Source organism: Grimontia sp. NTOU-MAR1 (assembly GCF_035758505.1).
In the GTDB taxonomy this organism is placed as follows: domain Bacteria; phylum Pseudomonadota; class Gammaproteobacteria; order Enterobacterales; family Vibrionaceae; genus Enterovibrio; species Enterovibrio marinus.
The window spans coordinates 1083165-1101741 of the sequence record NZ_CP142109.1; the positions used below are offsets into that span (position 1 = coordinate 1083165).

Consider the following 18577-nt stretch of genomic DNA (forward strand, 5'->3'; position numbering starts at 1 on the left):
GCGTCCCGTACCCTAAGCGTTTTATGTTTTGTTGAGGTGTATTTGCTTAGAATGGCTAGGCCGCACATACCCCGCCGCGCCTAAAACGCTTATAGCGAGAACAAAATTTAACCACCAAAGATCAACAGCCCCTAGTTATTTTTCTTCGTTACTCTTACGGAGTGCATCAAGATAGGCGATGTGCTCCGGAAAAATTGCACAGCATCCTCCTACGATATTCGACCCCGCATCCAGCCAGGCACGCACAAACGCTGCGTATTCATCAGCGGGTAAATCACGAACCGTCGTCAGTGAATCATTGGCTTCATGGTCTTGATGGATGACCGTAAACCCATTGGCATAAGCGCCTAGGGAAATCTGCTTGCCGCTATCATCAATGATGGCTTTTGCTAAAGCAATGGCGTCCAACATTACCTCGGGTTGTGAACAGTTAAACAGCACGCCATCGACGCTTTTTTCACAGACAACGCGAATTGCATCCGCCACAGATTCACCAGAGCGTAATCGAGGTTGATCGATTTCAGTGTCCATTAAGCTGAAGGCAAAGTAGGCAGGTTGATTTGTGCTTTTGAGTACGTCGAAAATCGTTTCGAATTCTTCAATCAAGCTAATCGTTTCAGCTATCCAAATATCTGAGTAGCCTGCTTGTGCATCAACCAGTGTTTGAATGATTGAGCGGGCTTTTTCTGCTGAGAAAAGATCAGGGCGGTAGGAACCCAAAACTGGAGGAATACAGCCCGCAACTTTGACTTTCCTCTCGCTGTCATCAGCAGCACGACGGGCAATTTGCGCTGCGGACTCAGCCAGTTCAAAGCCTTGTTCCTGATATCGCTGCTCGCCCAAGTGGAAAGGGACGCAGGCATAGCTGTTGACCGTGATGACATCGCATCCCGCATCAATAAAATTCTGGTGCGCCTGATAAACACAATCTGGCGCTTCAATCAGCGCTTGAGCGCTCCATAAAGGCTGGGAAAATGGGGCGCCGATACGTTGAAGCTCTCGCCCCATGCCGCCATCTAATAAAACAAACATCCGTGATCGCTCTTTCTTGTTGTAACCCAAATTATATTTGGGTATTTCAAAACTTTTGCGAAAGGTCTCACAAAATATTTGTGATGTCTAGAAGGGTTAAACGGCTGCTTTGCGGGTGTCTTTTTTACCTTGCAGCATAAGAAGACCAAATACGCCCAGCGCATATAGCATCGACCAACCAAGACAGACGAAAACAATCACACAAAGTGCCAGTGCGATGCCCGCTAACCATCTTGGCATCCCTTCCAGAAGTTTTAGTGCTGCGAGCATCGCCATCAGATAAACCAACACGAACACACTGTTGGCGAGCTTAAGGAAAAACTCCAAATCCAAGCCTGACCAATATCCTATGATGCAGGAAGCCGCCAGGACGCCACCGACACTTAAGGTCGCATTCTGGGGGACGCCACGGCTCGAAACCTGAGCCATTTTTCCTTCTGGCTTGTTCTCGCGCGCTTGTGCCCAAACCATACGTGAAAGGCTTTGGGTGTAAAGATTGACACTCGCGAAGCAGGCGGAGAAGCCAATCACACTGATCAGCATTTTAAAGTTCGGGCCAAACAAGTTCTCACTCAACCAGGGGATTGAGGCGCTATCAAACTGTGGGGTGCCGTAAGCGCCGAATTTCAGGATGACGACTGACATGGCCCAGTAGGTCGCACCAGCTATAAAACAGCCCGCGATAATGGCGATAGGGAAATCTCTTTCCGGATTTTTAAACTCTTCCCCCATATGGGCGAAGGCTTCAATGCCAACAAAGCACCAGAACATCACACCAAGCGCAGCGCCAATGGGCCATAAGGAATCCTCACTAATGGTCGGCATGGTCAGATCGGTGACACCTACGCCGCCTTTCCACAGAAAAGCGCCAACCAAAAGAAAAATGCTAATCGCGATAAGGGTTTGCAGCTGACCCGAAGATTTAGCACCCATCAAATTGACACCCACCAAGAGCGCGACGGTAAGAAGTTGAGCCGTCAGAGAGCCATTAATCGGCTCAGGCAAAAGTTGTTGCAGAAAGCCAGCGGCAAGAGCAACGGCCGCTGGAACACCAACGGGAATCACGCTGACAAAGAGCCAGGCGACGCTCCGCTCTAACCTTTTATCGAAAGCTTTGCGGACGAAATAAGCGGTACCGCCTGCATTCGGGTAGCGCTTACCTAATTGGGCGAATGTCAGGGCTATCGGGCAAATAGCGACAAATAGGAAGAGCCATGCCCAGAGGGAAAACTCACCGGCGATGCCCGCTGCAATAGCAGGGATCATGAATAGTCCGGTACCCAAAAGGGTGGTAGAAAGTTGGCCGATACCGGACAGCAATGTGATTTCTTTTTTGAGTTGATTCATGGGGCGTCCCAGCCAGTATCTGTGTGTTGATGACTGTTGCCAGATTAAAGCTGATTGATTGAAAAAGCATCGCGCAAAGTGTCTTTGTTCAGCGTCAGATTGACGGTTTTTATTGCTGAGGCTGACAAAGTGACAGTTTTCGCGCAATATTCTGCGAGAGAAGTGATTTACGAAAAGAGAATTGAAAGAAGAACATGGATAAGTTCGACCAACAAATATTGGATATTCTGCGTGTGGATGCACGCCGTTCCGTCAGCGAAATCGCGCGGGATGTCAATTTGTCGCGTTCCGCAGTGACAGCACGAATCAAAAAGCTTGAGCAAGACAAAGTTATTCTTGGCTACCACGCCGATGTAGTGGAGAACAAAAGTGTCGAAATGGTCTGCGCTTACCTTGCATTAAAATATGACACTTCATCCAGCCAATACCACTGTGAGGCTTATGCAGAAACCATTCGCCGGATTGAAGGGGTGAAGTGGTGTCATGCGATCAGCGGCGAAACGGACATGATGCTTTATGTGGAAGTGCCTAGTATGAACCGTATCAATCAAATCCGTGAAGTGATTCAGGCTATTCCTGACATCAAGCAGGTGGTGACCCATATCGTGCTGACAGAGTTCTTCAATACGACTAACTAAGTTAAGCTTGTTTGCTAATGCGCGTCTTTATACTGCTATCAGATAAAGCCTTAATCATTTTTGAATATCTCTTCTTAATGTAACTTTGGTCACAAAACGTGCTGCTGCTGTTTTCGAAAAACGTTCAATATTACTAGACGGTAGAGAGTCGTGAAGTCAATTTAATTACAAATAATCAATGCATTAGATAATTCATGCTCTCGTTATGCCGAAAAGTAACCGCAGCCCCTTCAATATAGGTATTGGCGTAAGTCAAAAAAGTTTCTCAGTCTGAAATAGCAATTACTTTTTTCTACTTCTTAACTGTTAGGGACAACGACATGCACCTTTCTCGCTTTCCACGTTTGCGCTTTGCTCATTTACCTACACCGCTTGAGCCAATGAAGCGTCTTTCTGAAGCCTTGGGCGGGCCTACAATCTGGATTAAACGCGACGATTGTACTGGTCTGGCTGGTGGTGGTAACAAAACTCGCAAACTTGAGTTCCTGATGGCAGACGCACTTGAACAAGGCGCTGACACCATTATCACCCAAGGTGCGACCCAAACTAACCATGGTCGTCAGACAGCGGCAATTGCGGCGAAATGTGGATTGGAGTGCCACATTTTGTTGGAAGACCGAACCGCTTCAGAAGATCCAGATTATGTGCTCAATGGCAACGTCATGCTTGAGCAACTGTTTGGGGCTTCACTCAGTAAATATCCGGGCGGCACAGATATGAATGCCGCGATGGAAGATGTTGCAGCAACACTGCGCGCCGAGGGTAAGAAGCCCTACATCATTCCAGGTGGTGGTTCCAATGCGATTGGTGCGTTGGGTTATGCTAACTGTGCCTTGGAGCTGGTCAACCAAGCCAATGAAATGGGGTTGAAAATTGACCACCTTGTTCATGCGACAGGGTCAGCTGGTACGCAGGCGGGCTTGGTTACTGGCCTTGTTGCCACCAACAGTCTAATTCCTCTGCTTGGCGTAGGTGTTCGTGTTCCCCAGCCGCAGCAGGAAGGTAATGTCTACACACTTGCTGAAAAGACTTGCGATCTATTGGGCATTCCAGGAGCAGTGAAACGCGAAGATGTGCGTGCTAACTGTGATTACGTTGGAGACGGCTACGGGATTCCTGCTGAAAGCACCTTAGAAGCGATAGATATGTTTGCCCGCTATGAAGGCATTTTACTGGACCCTGTCTATTCCGGTAAAGGTGCGGCTGGCCTTATCGACCTTATCCGCAAAGGCGAATTTAAAGACTGCGACAACATCGTATTTCTGCACACAGGTGGTGCTCAGGCATTGCCTGGCTACCGCGGTGCCTTTGACTTCGAGAGCTACTGCTAACATCAACTAATACAATAATGCGGTCATCTCTATTAAGCCCACCCTTTCGTTATTGAAAACCAAACGCAGCACTCCGCTGCGTTTTTTCCTCAACACCATACTTCACAAATATTACAAAATATGACGAAATATTATGTTATATCATTTCGTAAATAACACGTCTCTCATAAAGCAGATTTTGAAACTGGTAAATTCTGATGGCTGAAAGTTCTGTGGCTGTAACCTAGGGGCTGTTGATCTTTGATGTTCATTTTTCAATCAAAAATACATTGGTAACCACATAAGCATGAATGCCAGCGATACCATGCTGGCATAATTCCTTTCCAACTTATCATATCTACTTGAAATAGGACGATAATGCTTAATTTTGGCAAAGGCATTCTCGACTAAATGCCGATACTTATATAAGCACCAATCCATTGTATCTTTGCTGATGTCTTGCCCGCAATTACGCTTAGCGATGACGGTTCTCCCTCCTTTGCGTCGCACAAAGTCACGAAAGGCCTTACTGTCATAACCTTTATCGCAGATGATGGTGTTTATTTTGTCCAGTTGTTCGACAAGGCTTTCTGCATGAACAATGTCATTTCGTTGCCCTTCGGATAAGTCAAAGCAGATGGGTAAACCGCCGCTGTCTACAGCCAGGTGAATCTTGGTTGTATTGCCGCCTCGACTCTTACCGATTTGCTCTGTAGCGCAGCTCGCCGCTCCCGTACTGTACCGATGTGCTCTAACTATTGAGCCATCAAGAAAGACCCATTCAAAGTCAGCCATCTTCGATAAATGATTGAAAAGATGATTTAAAAGCCCTTTCTTTGACCAAAGATTGAAGCGCCTGTAGACGGTGCTCCATTCCCCAAACTCGGACGGTAAATCTCGCCAAGGAATACCTGTCCTCATGCGATAAAGTATTCCTTCAAAGGTCATTCTGTGCTCAGACTTATCATAGATGCGCCCTGTACTTTTCATTGTTTTCAGTAGAAGTTCCCATCTTGAGTCAGTTAAGATTGTTCTTGGCATGCTTTGGGGTTGTTGTTTGTTTTTGGCGAAAGAGATTATAACCCCTTAGCGTTTCGCTCAAAATTTAACCACCAAAGGTCAACAGCCCCTAGCACCCAATGTCTATTTATCTCGCGTTGATACGGACGGTGAAGACAATGGTTATGTCAGCAATGACTATCATTATCTCTACTTCAGCGATGGACATTTAGAGTATTTGGGTCAGATGGATCTTGGTTACGTGGCGCGGATGACACTTCTACCATCTATTAAGATGTGCGGAAGGTGGATGGGGAAGGCCATATGTTCAAGCTGTTTTCTTTGAAAAATCTTGGGCAGCTAGCCTAGAGGGAGCGAACTGCCGATGAGCTTTCTGCCAACCTGTATGGTCAGCATCATACCAAACATCTATTCCAACTCGGATAGTTACTCGACGGTTATCAAGTTCGAGTAAGCTTCACGAAAACAAAAAGCGACTGGAGACTGTCGCTTTTTTGTTGGATAGGCGGAAGGGAATAGGAGGGGGTTTATGAACCAGCCTGTTTCCCCCATCATCGCTTATTTACTTTTCCAGCCATTAACCTGTCAGCTTGCTTCAATCGAAGAAAACGCCTTTCTAAAAGTATGTTTCCCTGTAAATCGTCTGCGTTAACGAAGCGCTAAACAAAGAGGGAATGACCTCTATTGGTTAATGATCGAAATACTTAAACATAGCTTAGGAGTTGTAAATTATTAGATAATGTAACAGTGATGATAGAAAACCCTCAAATATCTATTGTCTCAAATATGAATCTAATGTTATTAAAAGATAAGTTTATGCGAAATATATAGGCTGTATACGTATATGGTTTCTTTTTATGGCACGCTGATTCCTTAGAGGCTTTAGTAAGAAGTGGTAATAAGTGAATTCCGCAACAAGTAGAATAGCTTAGTGAGTGTCATGACAATGCTTCAATGACTGATGGTTTTAATTTTTATATACAACTATGTTTTCAATGTATAGCTTTCTCTATTGCTATATTTTTAGATATTTATTTTATTAATTATAAAGTATGAATTTCGTACTAATCTAATGATGTCTACCTTTAGTGGTTAATATATAAACTTATGACATAAAAGGAATAAAAATCACTTCAGTAATGAAGATAGTATAGATCATAAATCCTAGAGAGACTTTTCCGATAATGACTTAATTAAGTATTAATTAAGTCTAGTGTTGGTATTGTTTTATACTCTGGTTCTTGTGAATGGGAGTTATTATGTAAATAAATTTACACTAAGTGATATTTCTATTTTTCTCGAGATCAAAGGGGTATTTAAGCTTCTTCTTAGGCATTGAACAAACAAAAGATTACATACCATAGGTGCTAAAATTTTAACTAATCATGATAGTCCTATAAAAGAGACAAAAATAACTTTCCCATGCTGTATTTTAGATGACTGCAATACAAACCAACCGCTTTGTCTAATTAAATCTATTTGTTGATGATTTAATTTATCAAGGTGAATTTCTGTCAATTTTTTATTGATCAACTTGGCATCTGGATATTATCAATGTTTCATATGGCGTGATAATTGATAATATACAGAAGCCACTGAATATGGATGAGGGAAATCATGCATTGGAATACTTCAGTTAAAATTAAGCAATTTATCAAAATTATTGGACCGTTATTAGTCCTATTCTCTTTATCTTCCTACGCGGCAGTGACCACCAAAGTGGTTGTTGAGTATACCGAGGGTCCAAGTTACTGGTTCAATGAAAAGCGCACAGTCACATTTATTAGCCAGAACTATGATGAAGGTGCAAAAGATCTGCGTGTAGTTGTCAGGGACTACGATGGAAGTACTAAATTAAGATTCTTTGATAGTCAGGATATTGTGAAAGTAAAGTCGCTTATCCGTGCAATGAACAAAACCAAGAGCTGGAGACAGTTTGACTCACCAATTTGCGATGCTCCACACTATGAAGTAGGCATCGGTAAAAAGCGTCGTGCTAGTCTAATTGACTGTACTGGATGGGACAATCAACCAACAAAAGCGTTTAACGATCTAAGAGCAGGTTTGAAAGAGTATGCTGTCAAAACTATCAATGAACCTGACTTTGTCCATTTGCAACCAGAAATCATCATTGATTAAAAGATGGACACGAAACCTCGGGATATGGAGACGTGGCTAACTGAAATTGACAAGCTAATTATGAGCCAGACCTTTTCACCGCTGCATACCTGAGAAGTTAAAGAAGCGACGGGCAGCCGTCGCTTCTTTTTTAGTAGACGAACGAAATCTGGGGTTTAAGAAATCAGCTTATTTTTCCCGTTAATCGCCAAGACCTTCCTTTTCATTACCGATCTATCCGCTTCATTATTGGTCTTTTTCACATTCACCCACTGCACACCTGTGGTGTCGGCATGGTTGATTTCTAATTGTAGGGAATACTTAGCGCGTTTGAAGATTGAAAACGTACCTAAGCCTGTCAAAAGCAGCTCCAGCCCACCTATATTCTGGATCTGAGAGTAGGCAAGCCAGATACCGCCGGAGACGGTCAAAACGCAGAAGAAGGATAGAGCAGACTATCGCTGATGAGTGGTCGCGATTTTAGCGACTTTTCTTAGGATGGGTTTATGAACTCTAGACATTTTACATTGAGCCTAAACGCTGAAATTACGCTCGAAATGCGCGATATCAACGCCGCTTTTCACTGTGTACAACTGTGCCAGACGGCCACCTGAACGTACTTTTTCCTCAATACCTTCAAACATTTCAGAAGCTTCGATGCGGCGAATCAGACTTTTACGCTGAATCGGCTTTTCAATAATGGTTTCAATCACACTCTTTAACTGGCCGATAGTAAACCTCTCAGGCAGGCAATAGACAGGCACCATAGAGTAGAGGGCTTTCTGTTGCAGGCGTTGGCGAGCTGTCTGAATGAGTGCGAAGTGGTCAAAAGCAAGCGTCATTTCAGCCAGTGCGTTCACATCAAACCACGCTACATCGTCAACCGTGCTGATGTGCGTAGAGACCTTTTGTTCTGTGACAAGGGCATAGTAAACCAAAGTGATGCTGTAGCCTCGCGGGTCACGTTTGTCACCGGAGAGAACTTGTAGTTGCTCTAAATACTGTGGCTCAACACTAGTCTTCTCTTTTAGTTTCCGCTTTGCCGTATCGTCTGTATTCAGATCCAAATTTTGGTCAATGAAGCCTCCTGGCAAAGCCCACAATCCTTCAAAAGGCTGATTAGCGCGTTTGACCAGTAACACCTTGAGTGTTCCATCTGCGACGGTAAATAGAACGCTGTCTACCGTAAATTGCGGATTCGTATGGCTATTTTGATTTCCGTTTGGCATTTCGTGTCTTTGCCTATCTTTCTGTCCCACAGACACATTAGGGAAGTTTCCTCGTTCGGTCAAACCCATGTAATTAAATTTCATATAAATCAGACATATAAAAATTATTTGTGTCATAAAGACACAAAATGCTTGATCGGTTAAATTCTATCCGTTAGCTTATATAATGTCGAAGGGACACAAAGCGGGTTTGGAGGAGCAGCCATGAAAATTTCAGCGATTGATCAAGTGGGAAATATCAGAAGTGTAAACACCACAGCATTTACCTTTTCAGGTGGTGAAGAGCAAGTGAGAGTGGACGTGGAGCAACTGGAAAATGCGGCGCGCATTCTGATTAAAGCTCGCATTCAAAGCTCATCAGATCTTATGAAGCTTCTAATGACCACTGACGCGATTAAGCGCGCAACGTTTGACGCTGTTCCTATTGAGCTTACTCTGCCTTATTTCCCTTATGCCCGTCAGGACAGAGTGTGTGTAGAAGGGGAGGCATTGGGAGCCGCTGTTATGGCATCTTTGATCAATCAGCAGGGCTTCGCGAAAGTGACGCTTTGGGATGTTCACAGTGATGTTTCTAACGCTCTGGTGGAACGTGTAAACAACGTACCACAGGCAGAAATCTTCACTAAATGTGAAGCGTTAGTTGAGCTCATGAACAGCGACGAAGTGATTTTGGTTTCCCCTGATGCAGGAGCGAGCAAAAAGACACAAAAACTGGCTGAAATTTTTGATGGTCGTCCATCTGTGATTCAGGCGCAGAAAGTTCGGGATCTGAAAACGGGTGAGATTGTTAAAACCGTCATTGAAGGAAATGTTGAAGGTAAATCTGTCCTCATTGCTGATGATATTTGCGATGGAGGAAGAACCTTTATTGAGCTGGCCAAAGTGCTTAAGTCAGCAGGTGCGGAGAAGGTATCTCTGTTTGTTACACACGGTATTTTTTCGAATGGCATGGCAGTGTTTGACGGCTTCATTGACGAGATTTACACCACGGACTCGTTCAAAGCAAAAGAAGAATACGACACAGCGGCCAACGTAACACTCAACGTCATTAGCTTATAAGGAGATCGCCATGACTATTATTGCTCCAAGTATGCAAAAAGATGTTTATAAAGAGTTCCATGCGCGAGCTTATCACCCAGACGTCTCAGAAGTTTATGCAAACTACACGTCACGCAGCGGGAAGCTCAGTAACGTTGCTCAAAATGACAAAGTTGCGTTTGTTGGTCTGCAATATTTCATTAAGAGCTATTTGATGGAAGAGTGGGATGCTTTCTTCAGTGCAGATAAAGAAACGGCAGTGGCAAACCACAAGCGAGTGATGAGTGCCATGCTGGGATATCCGGTTGATGTGAGCTATTTGGAAGAGTTACACGACTTGGGTTATCTACCCCTTAAAATTAAAGCGCTGCCTGAAGGAACCCTGGTGCCTTATCAAGTGCCACCAATGACGGTGGTAAATACCAAAGAAGGTTTTCAGTGGCTAACCAATATGATCGAAACGGTGTTGAGTGCAGAGAACTGGCCGATTCAAACCAGTGCAACAACCTCAGTAGCCTACTTGAAAGTCTTTAAAGAATTTGCGGCTAAAACAGGCTTAGCGAAGGAGTTTGTTCCCTTCCAAGGGCACGATTTCAGTTTTAGAGGAATGTTCGGTAAGCAAGCAGCAGCAATGAGTGGTTTTGGTCACTTGGCATCTGGCCTTGTTGGTACCGATACGATTCCGGCAGTATTGTTCGCTGAGAAATATTACGGAGCAAATGTAGATCAAGAACTGGTGGGTTGCTCTGTCGATGCGACTGAACACTCAGTGACGTGTTCATGGTTGCTTGAAGGTGAGATTGAGTTCTTTCGTTACCTGATGAGAGAGCAATCACCGAAAGGAATTCTGAGTGTCGTTTCGGATACCTGGGATTTCTGGACGCTGGTAACAGAGTATCTTCCCCAGTTAAAAGATGAGATTTTAGCAAGAGAAGGCACTTTGGTTATCCGCCCGGACTCAGGGGATCCAGTTAAAATCCTGACGGGATATAAAGCTTCTCCCGTATCTGAGTACTCAGAGCTTGCAAACTCTCAAAGTGAGGCGGAGCAAGAGGCACTTGCAAGTGGCTATGAAGCCTATCGCTGGAATGGTCAGTTTTATGGGGTTTGTGAAGGCCAAACCATTGAGTTGATGGACTGCGAAGTAAAAGGACTTATCGAGTGCTTGTGGGATATTTTCGGTGGCACGATGACAGATAAGGGTTTCAAACTTCTCGATGAACATATCGGTGCCATTTATGGAGATGCCATTACGCTGCCGCGTCAGCGTGAGATCCTAGAAAGACTGATGGATAAAGGGTTTGCCTCTAAAGTCGTATTGGGTATTGGTTCATACAGCTATCAGTATGTCACCCGAGATACCCACGGTTCGGCAGTGAAAGCGACAAGTGTTGTGAAAAACGGTGAACGAGTAGCTATTTTCAAGGATCCAAAAACGGATACCAAAAAGAAATCAGCGAAAGGATTGCTCAAAGTTGAGGACGTGGGAGGCGAGTTAGTGCTGTTTGATAACGTCTCAGAAGCCGAAGAAGCAGAAGGGTTGCTGGAGGTGGTATTTGAGGATGGCAAACTTGTTAAAGAAACTTCACTGGCAGAAATCCGCTCAGTCATTGATAGTCAAATCTAGGTAAGTAAAACCTCAAACTGAGATACCGCTATTTCCCAGAGAAATAGCGGTATTTTCTTGTTCAGGCTTTCTTCATCTCAAACCACTCCCTGAACCATTTGGCGAACTCGCGAGCAGGTGGTTTCAGCGGCACGTCTTTTCTTGAAACTAAATAATAGCTCGATGCTGAGGGCATGGTATTTTCGCCGATTCTCACCAACTCGCCGCTGGCAATGGCAGATTCGGCCAATACGCTGCGGGCGAACAACACGCCGTGCCCTTCTATCGCTGTCTTTTGGGCATACTGGTATTCGTTGAACCTCAGGCTTTTATAACCTTCTACGGTGAAGTCTTCGAACTTGGCGAGCCATTGCTGCCAACCGGGTTTTACATTCACCAGTTGTGGGCTGGAATCCACAATCATAGCGGAATGGTCGAGTAGGGTTTTTAAATCATCGCTTTGTATCTGTTCCAACAATTCAGGGCTGACACACGGGAAGATTTCTTCGTCGGCAATCTTTTCGAACACTAATCCTTCGTCGTAAGGCTGATAGGTATATCGAATCGCGAGATCGAGGGATTGGGCACGGAAGTCGACTTTGCTGTTATTGGCATCCAGCGTCAGGCTGAGTTCAGGGCAGGCAGCGTAGAAGTCGGGCAGGGCTTCCATCAATCGTAAATAGGCGAATGAGGAGATGGCACTGACGGTAATTTCACTACTGGCTGCCGCAGAACGGATTTGGTGGGTGGTCGCGAGCAATTGATCAAAAGCGGTGGTGCTGGAGGCGGCAAGTTGGCGGCCGATGTCTGTCAGTTCCAGTTTTCCACCGTTACGGTGAAACAATGGTGCACGAAACCAGGATTCCAGTTGTTTGATGCGTTGGCTAACCGCAGAGGAAGTGAGATTGAGCATTTGCGCTGCGCCGGCGATGGTGCCGCTTTTGATCACCGCATCAAACGACACCATGGCGTTCATGGGGGGAATATCCTGAAACTTGCTCTCGTCCATTTTCTCTTCCTTGTCGTCCTTTCCGATGGCGCGTGTTTAGCTGCGCTTAATGCCCGTTAAATATGATAAATATCGCGAAAAGCGCTTTGCGTTTAACGTCTTCATGATGCTCGCACACAGGTGAAGTGAGCACAAGGAGACCAGATGATGCAGCCAAATAATATCGGAAAACTAGAAATGATCCTGGCGATGATGCTTTCGAGTACCATCGGTGTGTTTGTTTATGAGTCAGGTCAGGTGCCGCTCAATGCGGTATTTTATCGCTGTTTGTTTGGATTCATGTTTCTCGGCTTTTACGCTTGGGTGCGCGGCTATCTGGATGCTTCAAAAGTCACAGGTAAAGAGTGGCTGTTAATGCTGGTTGGTGGCGTGACGCTCGTAGTGAACTGGTGTTTTCTGTTTACCTCTTTCAGTTTTGCACCGATAGGGGTGACCACGGTGGCTTACCACACCCAGCCGATTTTCGTGTTGTTGATAGCGGCGCTGTTTTTGCGTGAACGGTTTGAGCCACATAACTGGCTTTGGGTGTTGGTAGCATTTTCCGGTGTGCTGATGATTGTGGACCCCTTCTCCGGGGGTTGGAGTGATAACCTGATTTTGGGGATAGGCAGTGCAATAATAGCCGCGGTGTTTTATGCGCTGACGACTTTGATTACGCAGCGACTGACGCACATCAAACCGCATTTAATTGCAACGGTTCACCTAGCTATCGGTACCTTGATGATGGCGACCTTTGCACCTATTAAGGAAGTGCCAGCGGCGGGCGATCATTGGTATTGGTTGTTAGCGCTGGGATTTTTACAAACCGCAGTGATGTATATCCTGCTTTATGGTGCTTTCCAGAAACTGGAAACCCCAATGATTGCAGTATTGGCCTATGTGTATCCGGTCGCGACCGTGGTTGTCGATTATCTGGTTTACGACAGTGCTATCACGCCACTGATGACACTCGGCATGGTTGCGATTTTGTTTGCAGGCTTTGCGATGAATCGATCAATTCGGCCGTTACAGTGGTGGAAGAGAGAGCAAGCCTATTGATGGCTTCGAAGCGGCAGATTATCAGTCACAAGGGACAATATTGCCCTTGTGACAGTTGAGATTGATTTTAGTCTAGTGCCTCGCGGCGATTAAAAATCAAACGTCATCGTACTTTCCAGAATACCTTTTCGCTCGTAAACGCGAATTTCAAGACGTTCTTGCGACACCTTCACTCTGGTGAAGTTATCGCCAGAGTATACATCTGATACTGCACCTAGCTGGTAGGCGTTGTTATCAGCCGCGGAAGCGACTGAACCTGTGAGCACGAACTGCCGTTTTTGCATGTGTATTATTGGCCAAAAGAATGCAGAAGAGATAATCGAGTAGATATTCAATGGTGCTGTGCCGTGTTCTGCAATATTGAGTTCAGCAGCCATTGAGCAGTGTACGTCACCAGCCAGAAAAACGACTTTCTGAACATTGTTGTCTCGGATACAGTTTATAATTTGGTCACGTTGTTGTTTATAGCCACTCCATTTATCGTCATTGTGCTTCTTGAGATCAGGGAAGAAGGGAACTGAGGTAGCAACGAATTTTACCCGACCTGAACCATTAGTTAGCCATCCTAAAAGAGCATTCATTTGCTTCTCACCGATAATTTCCCTCTCTTCTGGACTCCGCTCTGTGCGGGTGTCTGTCACAAAAAAATCACAGCAACCATCCTGGAAGGCATAGTAATAACAACCGGGTTTACCGAATAGCTTCCCATTCTCTCCTATAGAAAGAAGAGGACTGTGACTCATTTGATAAATCTGATAGGAGAACATTGCCGCTGGGTATTTTGTCACCAAGTCTTTCGAACTTGCTCGGCTAGGCCAGTTATCCTCGATTTCGTGATCATCAAGCGTCATGTATGTAGGCACTGAACTCATAAGCTTTTTGATATGTTCCTGAGTGAACGCATCGCGATAGCGAGCACAGTAGTCCTGAACGTCTACATCAGCACCGATAGATTTGAGGTCGTCTGCATAGATTTGGTCGCCGAGCATTAAGAACTTGTCAACCGAATGACCACTTTTAATCTGATTTAGTATTGATCTGAACGTTTTGTCCCCGCGGTTATCGAACCAACTTCCGCCGAACAGACGCAATAGATAGCGACATGAGCCAAAGACGAATTGTTTTGGTGCTTGACTGTCGTTGCTTGCTGTCTGGAATTCGCCTTGGTCGGCATCCTTCCAATCCCATTTTGTGGACGCTTTGAACTCATCGAGCTCTTTGTCAGAGAAGAACCATCCAATCTGGTAAACATATTTAGTATCGGGTTCCAAGTCCTGAAAGACGGCTATCCCCGTCATGTCAAAATTTGGATTCATTTTGAAAACAGATGGTGAGCGGAAACTGTTGCCTGCTTTTCGTATTCTTGCCACACCAAAAGTTCTTCGTGGTTGTCCGTTTTCGAGTGCCTGATGGTCTGAACGGCCAAATATGCGAGCCGTTTTTTCGTCTACGTGCCCGACAATGGGACCGACCGAAAGCTTATTGATTGACGTCATCGCTTGTCTCCAGTTGTTGAAATGACTCCTCTTGGGTGGGATGAACTCTATTTGTTCGGATGTATATACGAAAGTCAGGTTAAGCGCCCAAGAAGGCATACACACGACTATAGCGCGCCACTGGAAGGGATAAGTGGGGGCAGATCCAGAATGGAGGAACGCAAACGAAAACATTAAACTTCTTGCGTGAATGAAACACTTGCCTAGATTTCATGCGCCTGAACAAGGGGAGAAAGGCGAGACTTCTAATTCCGAATCAGTTGAAAAAATAGCGGAGTAATGGCTGCCAGCTCAGACCGGCGCATTGAAAAGTCCAGAAGAAATGACGGTATACCGGAACGCTCAAAAATCGAAGAGTGAAGCACTTGAGTGGGCGTTGATCACGGTATGGCACTTAAACAAACCTCCGATTTTGTATGACATCCCGCATTTACTCTGAGCCACAACGCCATTGAAAAATACGCTTTGGGGACAACAAAGAGCACGGCGTCAGTCAATTCGCCCTATGGGATGCTCTGAATACGCCCACTTCTTCATTAAATTCCTCGGAAATAGAACGACTATTCCTCGTGAAATTTGCCTCGTATTGAACACCTTGATGACTTCTGAATTCAAACATCTTCAGGTCGTTTGGGTATGGAATATAACGATAATCGTGAACGCTAATTCGTACATCGTGTAGGAGTTTATTGTAATTTAAACACGCTTTATATTGGTTTATGGTGATTTTTGAATATTGATTTTACGTTTTTCATAGAGACTTTTTTTAAAGCAGACAAAGAGGGATGAATTAATTTCTCTTTTTTGGTACTAGTGTCTCTTTATTGTTCTGCTCGAATGTGCAGTTGCCCTCGGAAGATTTCGTTATTCCAATCCCTATAATTACATTTAATTTCAATGAGTTAAGATTTTTATAGTGGGGTGTGCGCTATGGGCTGAAAAATATCATAGTGGTTGGAAATTTAATAGTGTGTTCAATTCTGACAGTTTTATATATTTAAATTGTAATTTTTGTGTATGTTCTCTTTTTCTATCTCTGATCAGCTAATTTTTTCCATTTTTGATATATGACTTAATTTGGATTCATGATGTGGGGATGGGTAAGAAGGAGAGGGAAATTAATCATAAAGGTTAACTCGTGGTCAAGGAGACTAATGAAATGTTTAGGACAAGCTTAATATATAAACTCTTTATCGTATCTTTTTTTTATATATTTACTTCATTTAGCGCATTCGCACTCACCGTTGGTTTTGCACAAATCGGTGCAGAAAGTTCATGGCGCACAGCTGAAACAGAGTCGATTAAAGCCGAAGCTAAAAAACGAGGCTATACCCTTAAATTCTCTGATGCTCAGCAAAAACAAGAGAATCAAATCAAGGCAATTCGTTCGTTCATCGCACAAGGTGTAGATGCCATTATTTTAGCACCAGTTGTTGAGACGGGCTGGGAAAGGGTTTTGCGTGAGGCAAAACGCGCCAACATCCCTGTGATTCTTGTTGACCGCGGTATCTCGGTTGATGACGATTCACTGTATTTCACCAAAGTAGCATCTGATTTTATTTTTGAAGGACGTCTGGCAGGTAGCTGGTTAGCCCAGTCTTTGCATGGCCAGGGAGCTGTTGTCGAATTGCAGGGCAGTACGGGTGCCAGCGCAGCGATTGACCGTCAGAAAGGCTTCAAGGAAATTGTCGATCTTTTCCCTAAATTGAGCATTATCGCAAGCCAAAACGGTGAATTTACACGCACTAAAGGCAAGGAAGTCATGGAAGCTTTTCTTAAAGCCCATGGTGAAAAAATCGATGCTGTCTATGCGCACAATGATGATATGGCGTTAGGCGCGATTCAAGCGATAAAAGACTATGGATTGGTTCCTGGTGAAGACATTAAATTGATTTCTATTGATGCGGTTAAAGGTGCGTTTGAAGCCATGGTAGACGGCGACCTAAATGCGACGGTTGAATGTAATCCGCTGTTAGGACCATTGGCCTTTGATCAGATTGAACTGGCGGTTGCAGGAAAGACGGCACCTAAATGGGTCGTGCAGAATGACCTCATCCACTACAGAGAGAATGCCAAAGAAACAATTGGTTCGCGTAAATACTAAAGCATTTCCCTACTCAAGCACATGCTTGAGTAGGGAACAAAAAAGGAAAAGTCATGACAGAAACTGTCCTTGAAGTTCGTGGGATCAATAAGTATTTCCCTGGAGTGAGAGCGCTATCTGATGTCAGTTTTGAACTAAAAAAAGGGAGAGATTCATGCACTGCTTGGTGGGAATGGTGCGGGTAAGTCGACATTAATCAAGTGTATTACCGGTATCTATAACCCGGAGAGTGGTTTTGTAAAACTCGACGGGAAAGATATTACAAGAATGTCTCCAACGAAAATGTCGAGAGCAGGGATTAGCACGGTATATCAAGAAGTAAATTTGATACCCACCCAGAGCATTGCTGAGAATATCTTTTTAGGGCGGCAGCCAAAGCGATTCGGCTTGATTGACAGGAAACGGATGATAGCAACCGCTCAGCGACGCATGAAAGAGCTGAATATCGATGTTGATGTCACTAAGAACCTTGATACGTATTCTGTCGCGATTCAACAGATGGTCGCCATTGCCCGCGGTGTAGACATGTCGGCAAAGGTATTGATACTCGACGAGCCAACAGCTTCTCTGGACGGTAACGAAGTTGAACAGTTGTTTGTGATGATGCGCAGCCTGGCAGAAAAGGGAATTGGCATCATATTCGTTACGCATTTCTTGGATCAGGTTTATCAGGTCACTGATCGGATCACGATCTTGCGCAACGGTACCTATGTGACGACAGAAGACACCGCTTCTCTATCTCAGGAGTCTTTGGTTCGCCTTATGTTGAATCAGCCTTATCAACGCCAAAAAGAAAAGCAAGAGAAGGTCGACAGATTACTCGACAATGATGAGATCGCTCTAGAGGCCACCCGGTTTGGTAAAGAGCGCTACCTTTCTCCACTCGATTTCTCTGTTCGCAAAGGAAGTATATACGGTATTGCGGGCCTTCTTGGCTCTGGTAGAACGGAACTTGCAAAGCTGTTGTTTGGCTTGGTCAGACCGGATAGCGGCCAAATAAAGGTGTTTGGTGATACTGAGAGAATTTCATCACCGAGAGATGCTGTGCGGGCCGGGATAGCGCTTTGCCCTGAGGACCGAAAAAGTGAAGGAATCATCCCTGATTTGTCGGTGAAAGATAACATCATTTTGGCGTTACAGGCCAGGCGGGGCGTATTTTCAAAGATCCCCGATGCGCAAAAAGAAGAAATGGCCAAACGTTTTATTCGTGACCTCAATATTGTGACATCTCACTGGGACACACCAGTAAAAAACCTCAGTGGGGGTAACCAGCAAAAAGTCATTCTTGCTAGATGGTTGTGTGTTCAGCCAACAATTCTGATTTTGGACGAGCCTACACGAGGTATCGATGTAGGTGCAAAAAGCGAGATTAAACAGATTATCTCTGGCCTTTGTGAGCAAGGTGTAACTGTGATCCTTATTTCATCTGAACTGGAGGAAATCACAGAGTCAAGCGACCAAGTGCTGGTAATGAAGGATAAACATGCTGTTACCGTACTGTCTGAATTACCTGTTTCGACAACGAGTATTATTGAGGCGATCGGGGGTAATACGTGACAGTTATAAGAAACCAAAACATAAAGAGGATTCAC

At 44.7% G+C, this 18577-nt stretch carries 16 protein-coding genes; 9 read left to right on the forward strand and 7 right to left on the reverse strand.

From position 1 onward, the window contains the following. Positions 1–135: 135 nt before the first annotated feature. Positions 136–1032 carry a homocysteine S-methyltransferase family protein gene (locus VP504_RS22810; RefSeq protein ID WP_325894340.1) on the reverse strand — a complete coding sequence of 299 codons (897 nt, stop codon included), beginning with the start codon at positions 1030–1032 and terminating at the stop codon, positions 136–138. A 96-nt stretch (positions 1033–1128) separates the two neighbouring features. Then, on the reverse strand, positions 1129–2379 hold the full coding sequence (yjeH, locus tag VP504_RS22815) for an L-methionine/branched-chain amino acid transporter (RefSeq protein ID WP_325894341.1): 1251 nt from the start codon (positions 2377–2379) through the stop codon (positions 1129–1131). A 194-nt stretch (positions 2380–2573) separates the two neighbouring features. On the opposite strand from yjeH, the gene VP504_RS22820 reads away from it, so the two are divergent. Continuing rightward, positions 2574–3017 carry an Lrp/AsnC family transcriptional regulator gene (locus VP504_RS22820; RefSeq protein WP_325894342.1) on the forward strand — a complete coding sequence of 148 codons (444 nt, stop codon included), beginning with the start codon at positions 2574–2576 and terminating at the stop codon, positions 3015–3017. Positions 3018–3337: 320 nt separating this feature from the next. Then, complete coding sequence (locus VP504_RS22825) at positions 3338–4348, forward strand: D-cysteine desulfhydrase (RefSeq protein ID WP_325894343.1); 1011 nt, start codon at positions 3338–3340, stop codon at positions 4346–4348. A 258-nt stretch (positions 4349–4606) separates the two neighbouring features. Here the strand turns inward: VP504_RS22825 and VP504_RS22830 are convergent, their stop codons facing one another. Continuing rightward, positions 4607–5368: an IS5 family transposase gene (locus VP504_RS22830; RefSeq protein ID WP_325894344.1), complete on the reverse strand. Its 762-nt coding sequence runs from the start codon at positions 5366–5368 to the stop codon at positions 4607–4609. A 508-nt stretch (positions 5369–5876) separates the two neighbouring features. Here VP504_RS22830 and VP504_RS22835 point away from each other — a divergent pair. Further along, positions 5877–5999 carry a hypothetical protein gene (locus VP504_RS22835; RefSeq protein ID WP_325894345.1) on the forward strand — a complete coding sequence of 41 codons (123 nt, stop codon included), beginning with the start codon at positions 5877–5879 and terminating at the stop codon, positions 5997–5999. A 965-nt stretch (positions 6000–6964) separates the two neighbouring features. After that, positions 6965–7486 (forward strand): hypothetical protein, encoded by a 522-nt coding sequence (locus VP504_RS22840; protein WP_325894346.1) that lies wholly within the window; start codon positions 6965–6967, stop codon positions 7484–7486. Positions 7487–7641: 155 nt separating this feature from the next. On the opposite strand, the gene VP504_RS22845 is transcribed toward VP504_RS22840, so the two are convergent. Both VP504_RS22845 and VP504_RS22850 read right to left on the reverse strand, forming a co-directional pair. Continuing rightward, positions 7642–7827 (reverse strand): hypothetical protein, encoded by a 186-nt coding sequence (locus VP504_RS22845; RefSeq protein ID WP_325894347.1) that lies wholly within the window; start codon positions 7825–7827, stop codon positions 7642–7644. 171 nt (positions 7828–7998) lie between these two features. Next, positions 7999–8694, reverse strand: coding sequence for an NUDIX domain-containing protein (locus tag VP504_RS22850; protein ID WP_325894348.1), 696 nt, complete (start codon positions 8692–8694; stop codon positions 7999–8001). 204 nt (positions 8695–8898) lie between these two features. Here VP504_RS22850 and prs point away from each other — a divergent pair, with 204 nt between their 5' ends. Further along, positions 8899–9753: a ribose-phosphate diphosphokinase gene (gene prs / locus VP504_RS22855; protein WP_325894349.1), complete on the forward strand. Its 855-nt coding sequence runs from the start codon at positions 8899–8901 to the stop codon at positions 9751–9753. 10 nt (positions 9754–9763) lie between these two features. Then, complete coding sequence (locus VP504_RS22860; RefSeq protein ID WP_325894350.1) at positions 9764–11359, forward strand: nicotinate phosphoribosyltransferase; 1596 nt, start codon at positions 9764–9766, stop codon at positions 11357–11359. Positions 11360–11420: 61 nt separating this feature from the next. Here VP504_RS22860 and VP504_RS22865 read toward each other — a convergent pair whose 3' ends face one another. After that, on the reverse strand, positions 11421–12347 hold the full coding sequence (locus VP504_RS22865; RefSeq protein WP_325894351.1) for a LysR substrate-binding domain-containing protein: 927 nt from the start codon (positions 12345–12347) through the stop codon (positions 11421–11423). 144 nt (positions 12348–12491) lie between these two features. Between VP504_RS22865 and VP504_RS22870 the strand changes: the two genes are divergently transcribed. After that, on the forward strand, positions 12492–13385 hold the full coding sequence (locus VP504_RS22870; RefSeq protein ID WP_325894352.1) for a DMT family transporter: 894 nt from the start codon (positions 12492–12494) through the stop codon (positions 13383–13385). 89 nt (positions 13386–13474) lie between these two features. Here the strand turns inward: VP504_RS22870 and VP504_RS22875 are convergent, their stop codons facing one another. Further along, the gene (locus VP504_RS22875) at positions 13475–14881 is read right to left on the reverse strand and encodes an alkaline phosphatase D family protein (protein WP_325894353.1); all 1407 of its coding nucleotides are present in this window, start codon (positions 14879–14881) and stop codon (positions 13475–13477) included. Positions 14882–16040: 1159 nt separating this feature from the next. Here VP504_RS22875 and VP504_RS22880 point away from each other — a divergent pair. Together VP504_RS22880 and VP504_RS22885 are read left to right on the forward strand one after the other, a co-directional pair. After that, the gene (locus tag VP504_RS22880) at positions 16041–16985 is read left to right on the forward strand and encodes an ABC transporter substrate-binding protein (protein WP_325894354.1); all 945 of its coding nucleotides are present in this window, start codon (positions 16041–16043) and stop codon (positions 16983–16985) included. Between the two features lie 150 nt (positions 16986–17135). Next, positions 17136–18542, forward strand: coding sequence for a sugar ABC transporter ATP-binding protein (locus VP504_RS22885; RefSeq protein ID WP_325895426.1), 1407 nt, complete (start codon positions 17136–17138; stop codon positions 18540–18542). The last annotated feature ends 35 nt before the right edge of the window (positions 18543–18577 follow it).

Bases quoted from the DNA above. Each gene is read 5' to 3' on its own strand.
- VP504_RS22850 (WP_325894348.1), bottom strand. From the start codon at position 8,694: ATGCCAAACGGAAATCAAAATAGCCATACGAATCCGCAATTTACGGTA.
- VP504_RS22870 (WP_325894352.1), top strand. From the start codon at position 12,492: ATGATGCAGCCAAATAATATCGGAAAACTAGAAATGATCCTGGCGATG.
- VP504_RS22825 (WP_325894343.1), top strand. From the start codon at position 3,338: ATGCACCTTTCTCGCTTTCCACGTTTGCGCTTTGCTCATTTACCTACA.
- VP504_RS22875 (WP_325894353.1), bottom strand. From the start codon at position 14,881: ATGACGTCAATCAATAAGCTTTCGGTCGGTCCCATTGTCGGGCACGTA.
- VP504_RS22820 (WP_325894342.1), top strand. From the start codon at position 2,574: ATGGATAAGTTCGACCAACAAATATTGGATATTCTGCGTGTGGATGCA.
- VP504_RS22835 (WP_325894345.1), top strand. From the start codon at position 5,877: ATGAACCAGCCTGTTTCCCCCATCATCGCTTATTTACTTTTCCAGCCA.
- prs (WP_325894349.1), top strand. From the start codon at position 8,899: ATGAAAATTTCAGCGATTGATCAAGTGGGAAATATCAGAAGTGTAAAC.
- VP504_RS22810 (WP_325894340.1), bottom strand. From the start codon at position 1,032: ATGTTTGTTTTATTAGATGGCGGCATGGGGCGAGAGCTTCAACGTATC.
- VP504_RS22860 (WP_325894350.1), top strand. From the start codon at position 9,764: ATGACTATTATTGCTCCAAGTATGCAAAAAGATGTTTATAAAGAGTTC.
- VP504_RS22880 (WP_325894354.1), top strand. From the start codon at position 16,041: ATGTTTAGGACAAGCTTAATATATAAACTCTTTATCGTATCTTTTTTT.
- VP504_RS22865 (WP_325894351.1), bottom strand. From the start codon at position 12,347: ATGGACGAGAGCAAGTTTCAGGATATTCCCCCCATGAACGCCATGGTG.
- VP504_RS22840 (WP_325894346.1), top strand. From the start codon at position 6,965: ATGCATTGGAATACTTCAGTTAAAATTAAGCAATTTATCAAAATTATT.
- VP504_RS22830 (WP_325894344.1), bottom strand. From the start codon at position 5,368: ATGCCAAGAACAATCTTAACTGACTCAAGATGGGAACTTCTACTGAAA.
- yjeH (WP_325894341.1), bottom strand. From the start codon at position 2,379: ATGAATCAACTCAAAAAAGAAATCACATTGCTGTCCGGTATCGGCCAA.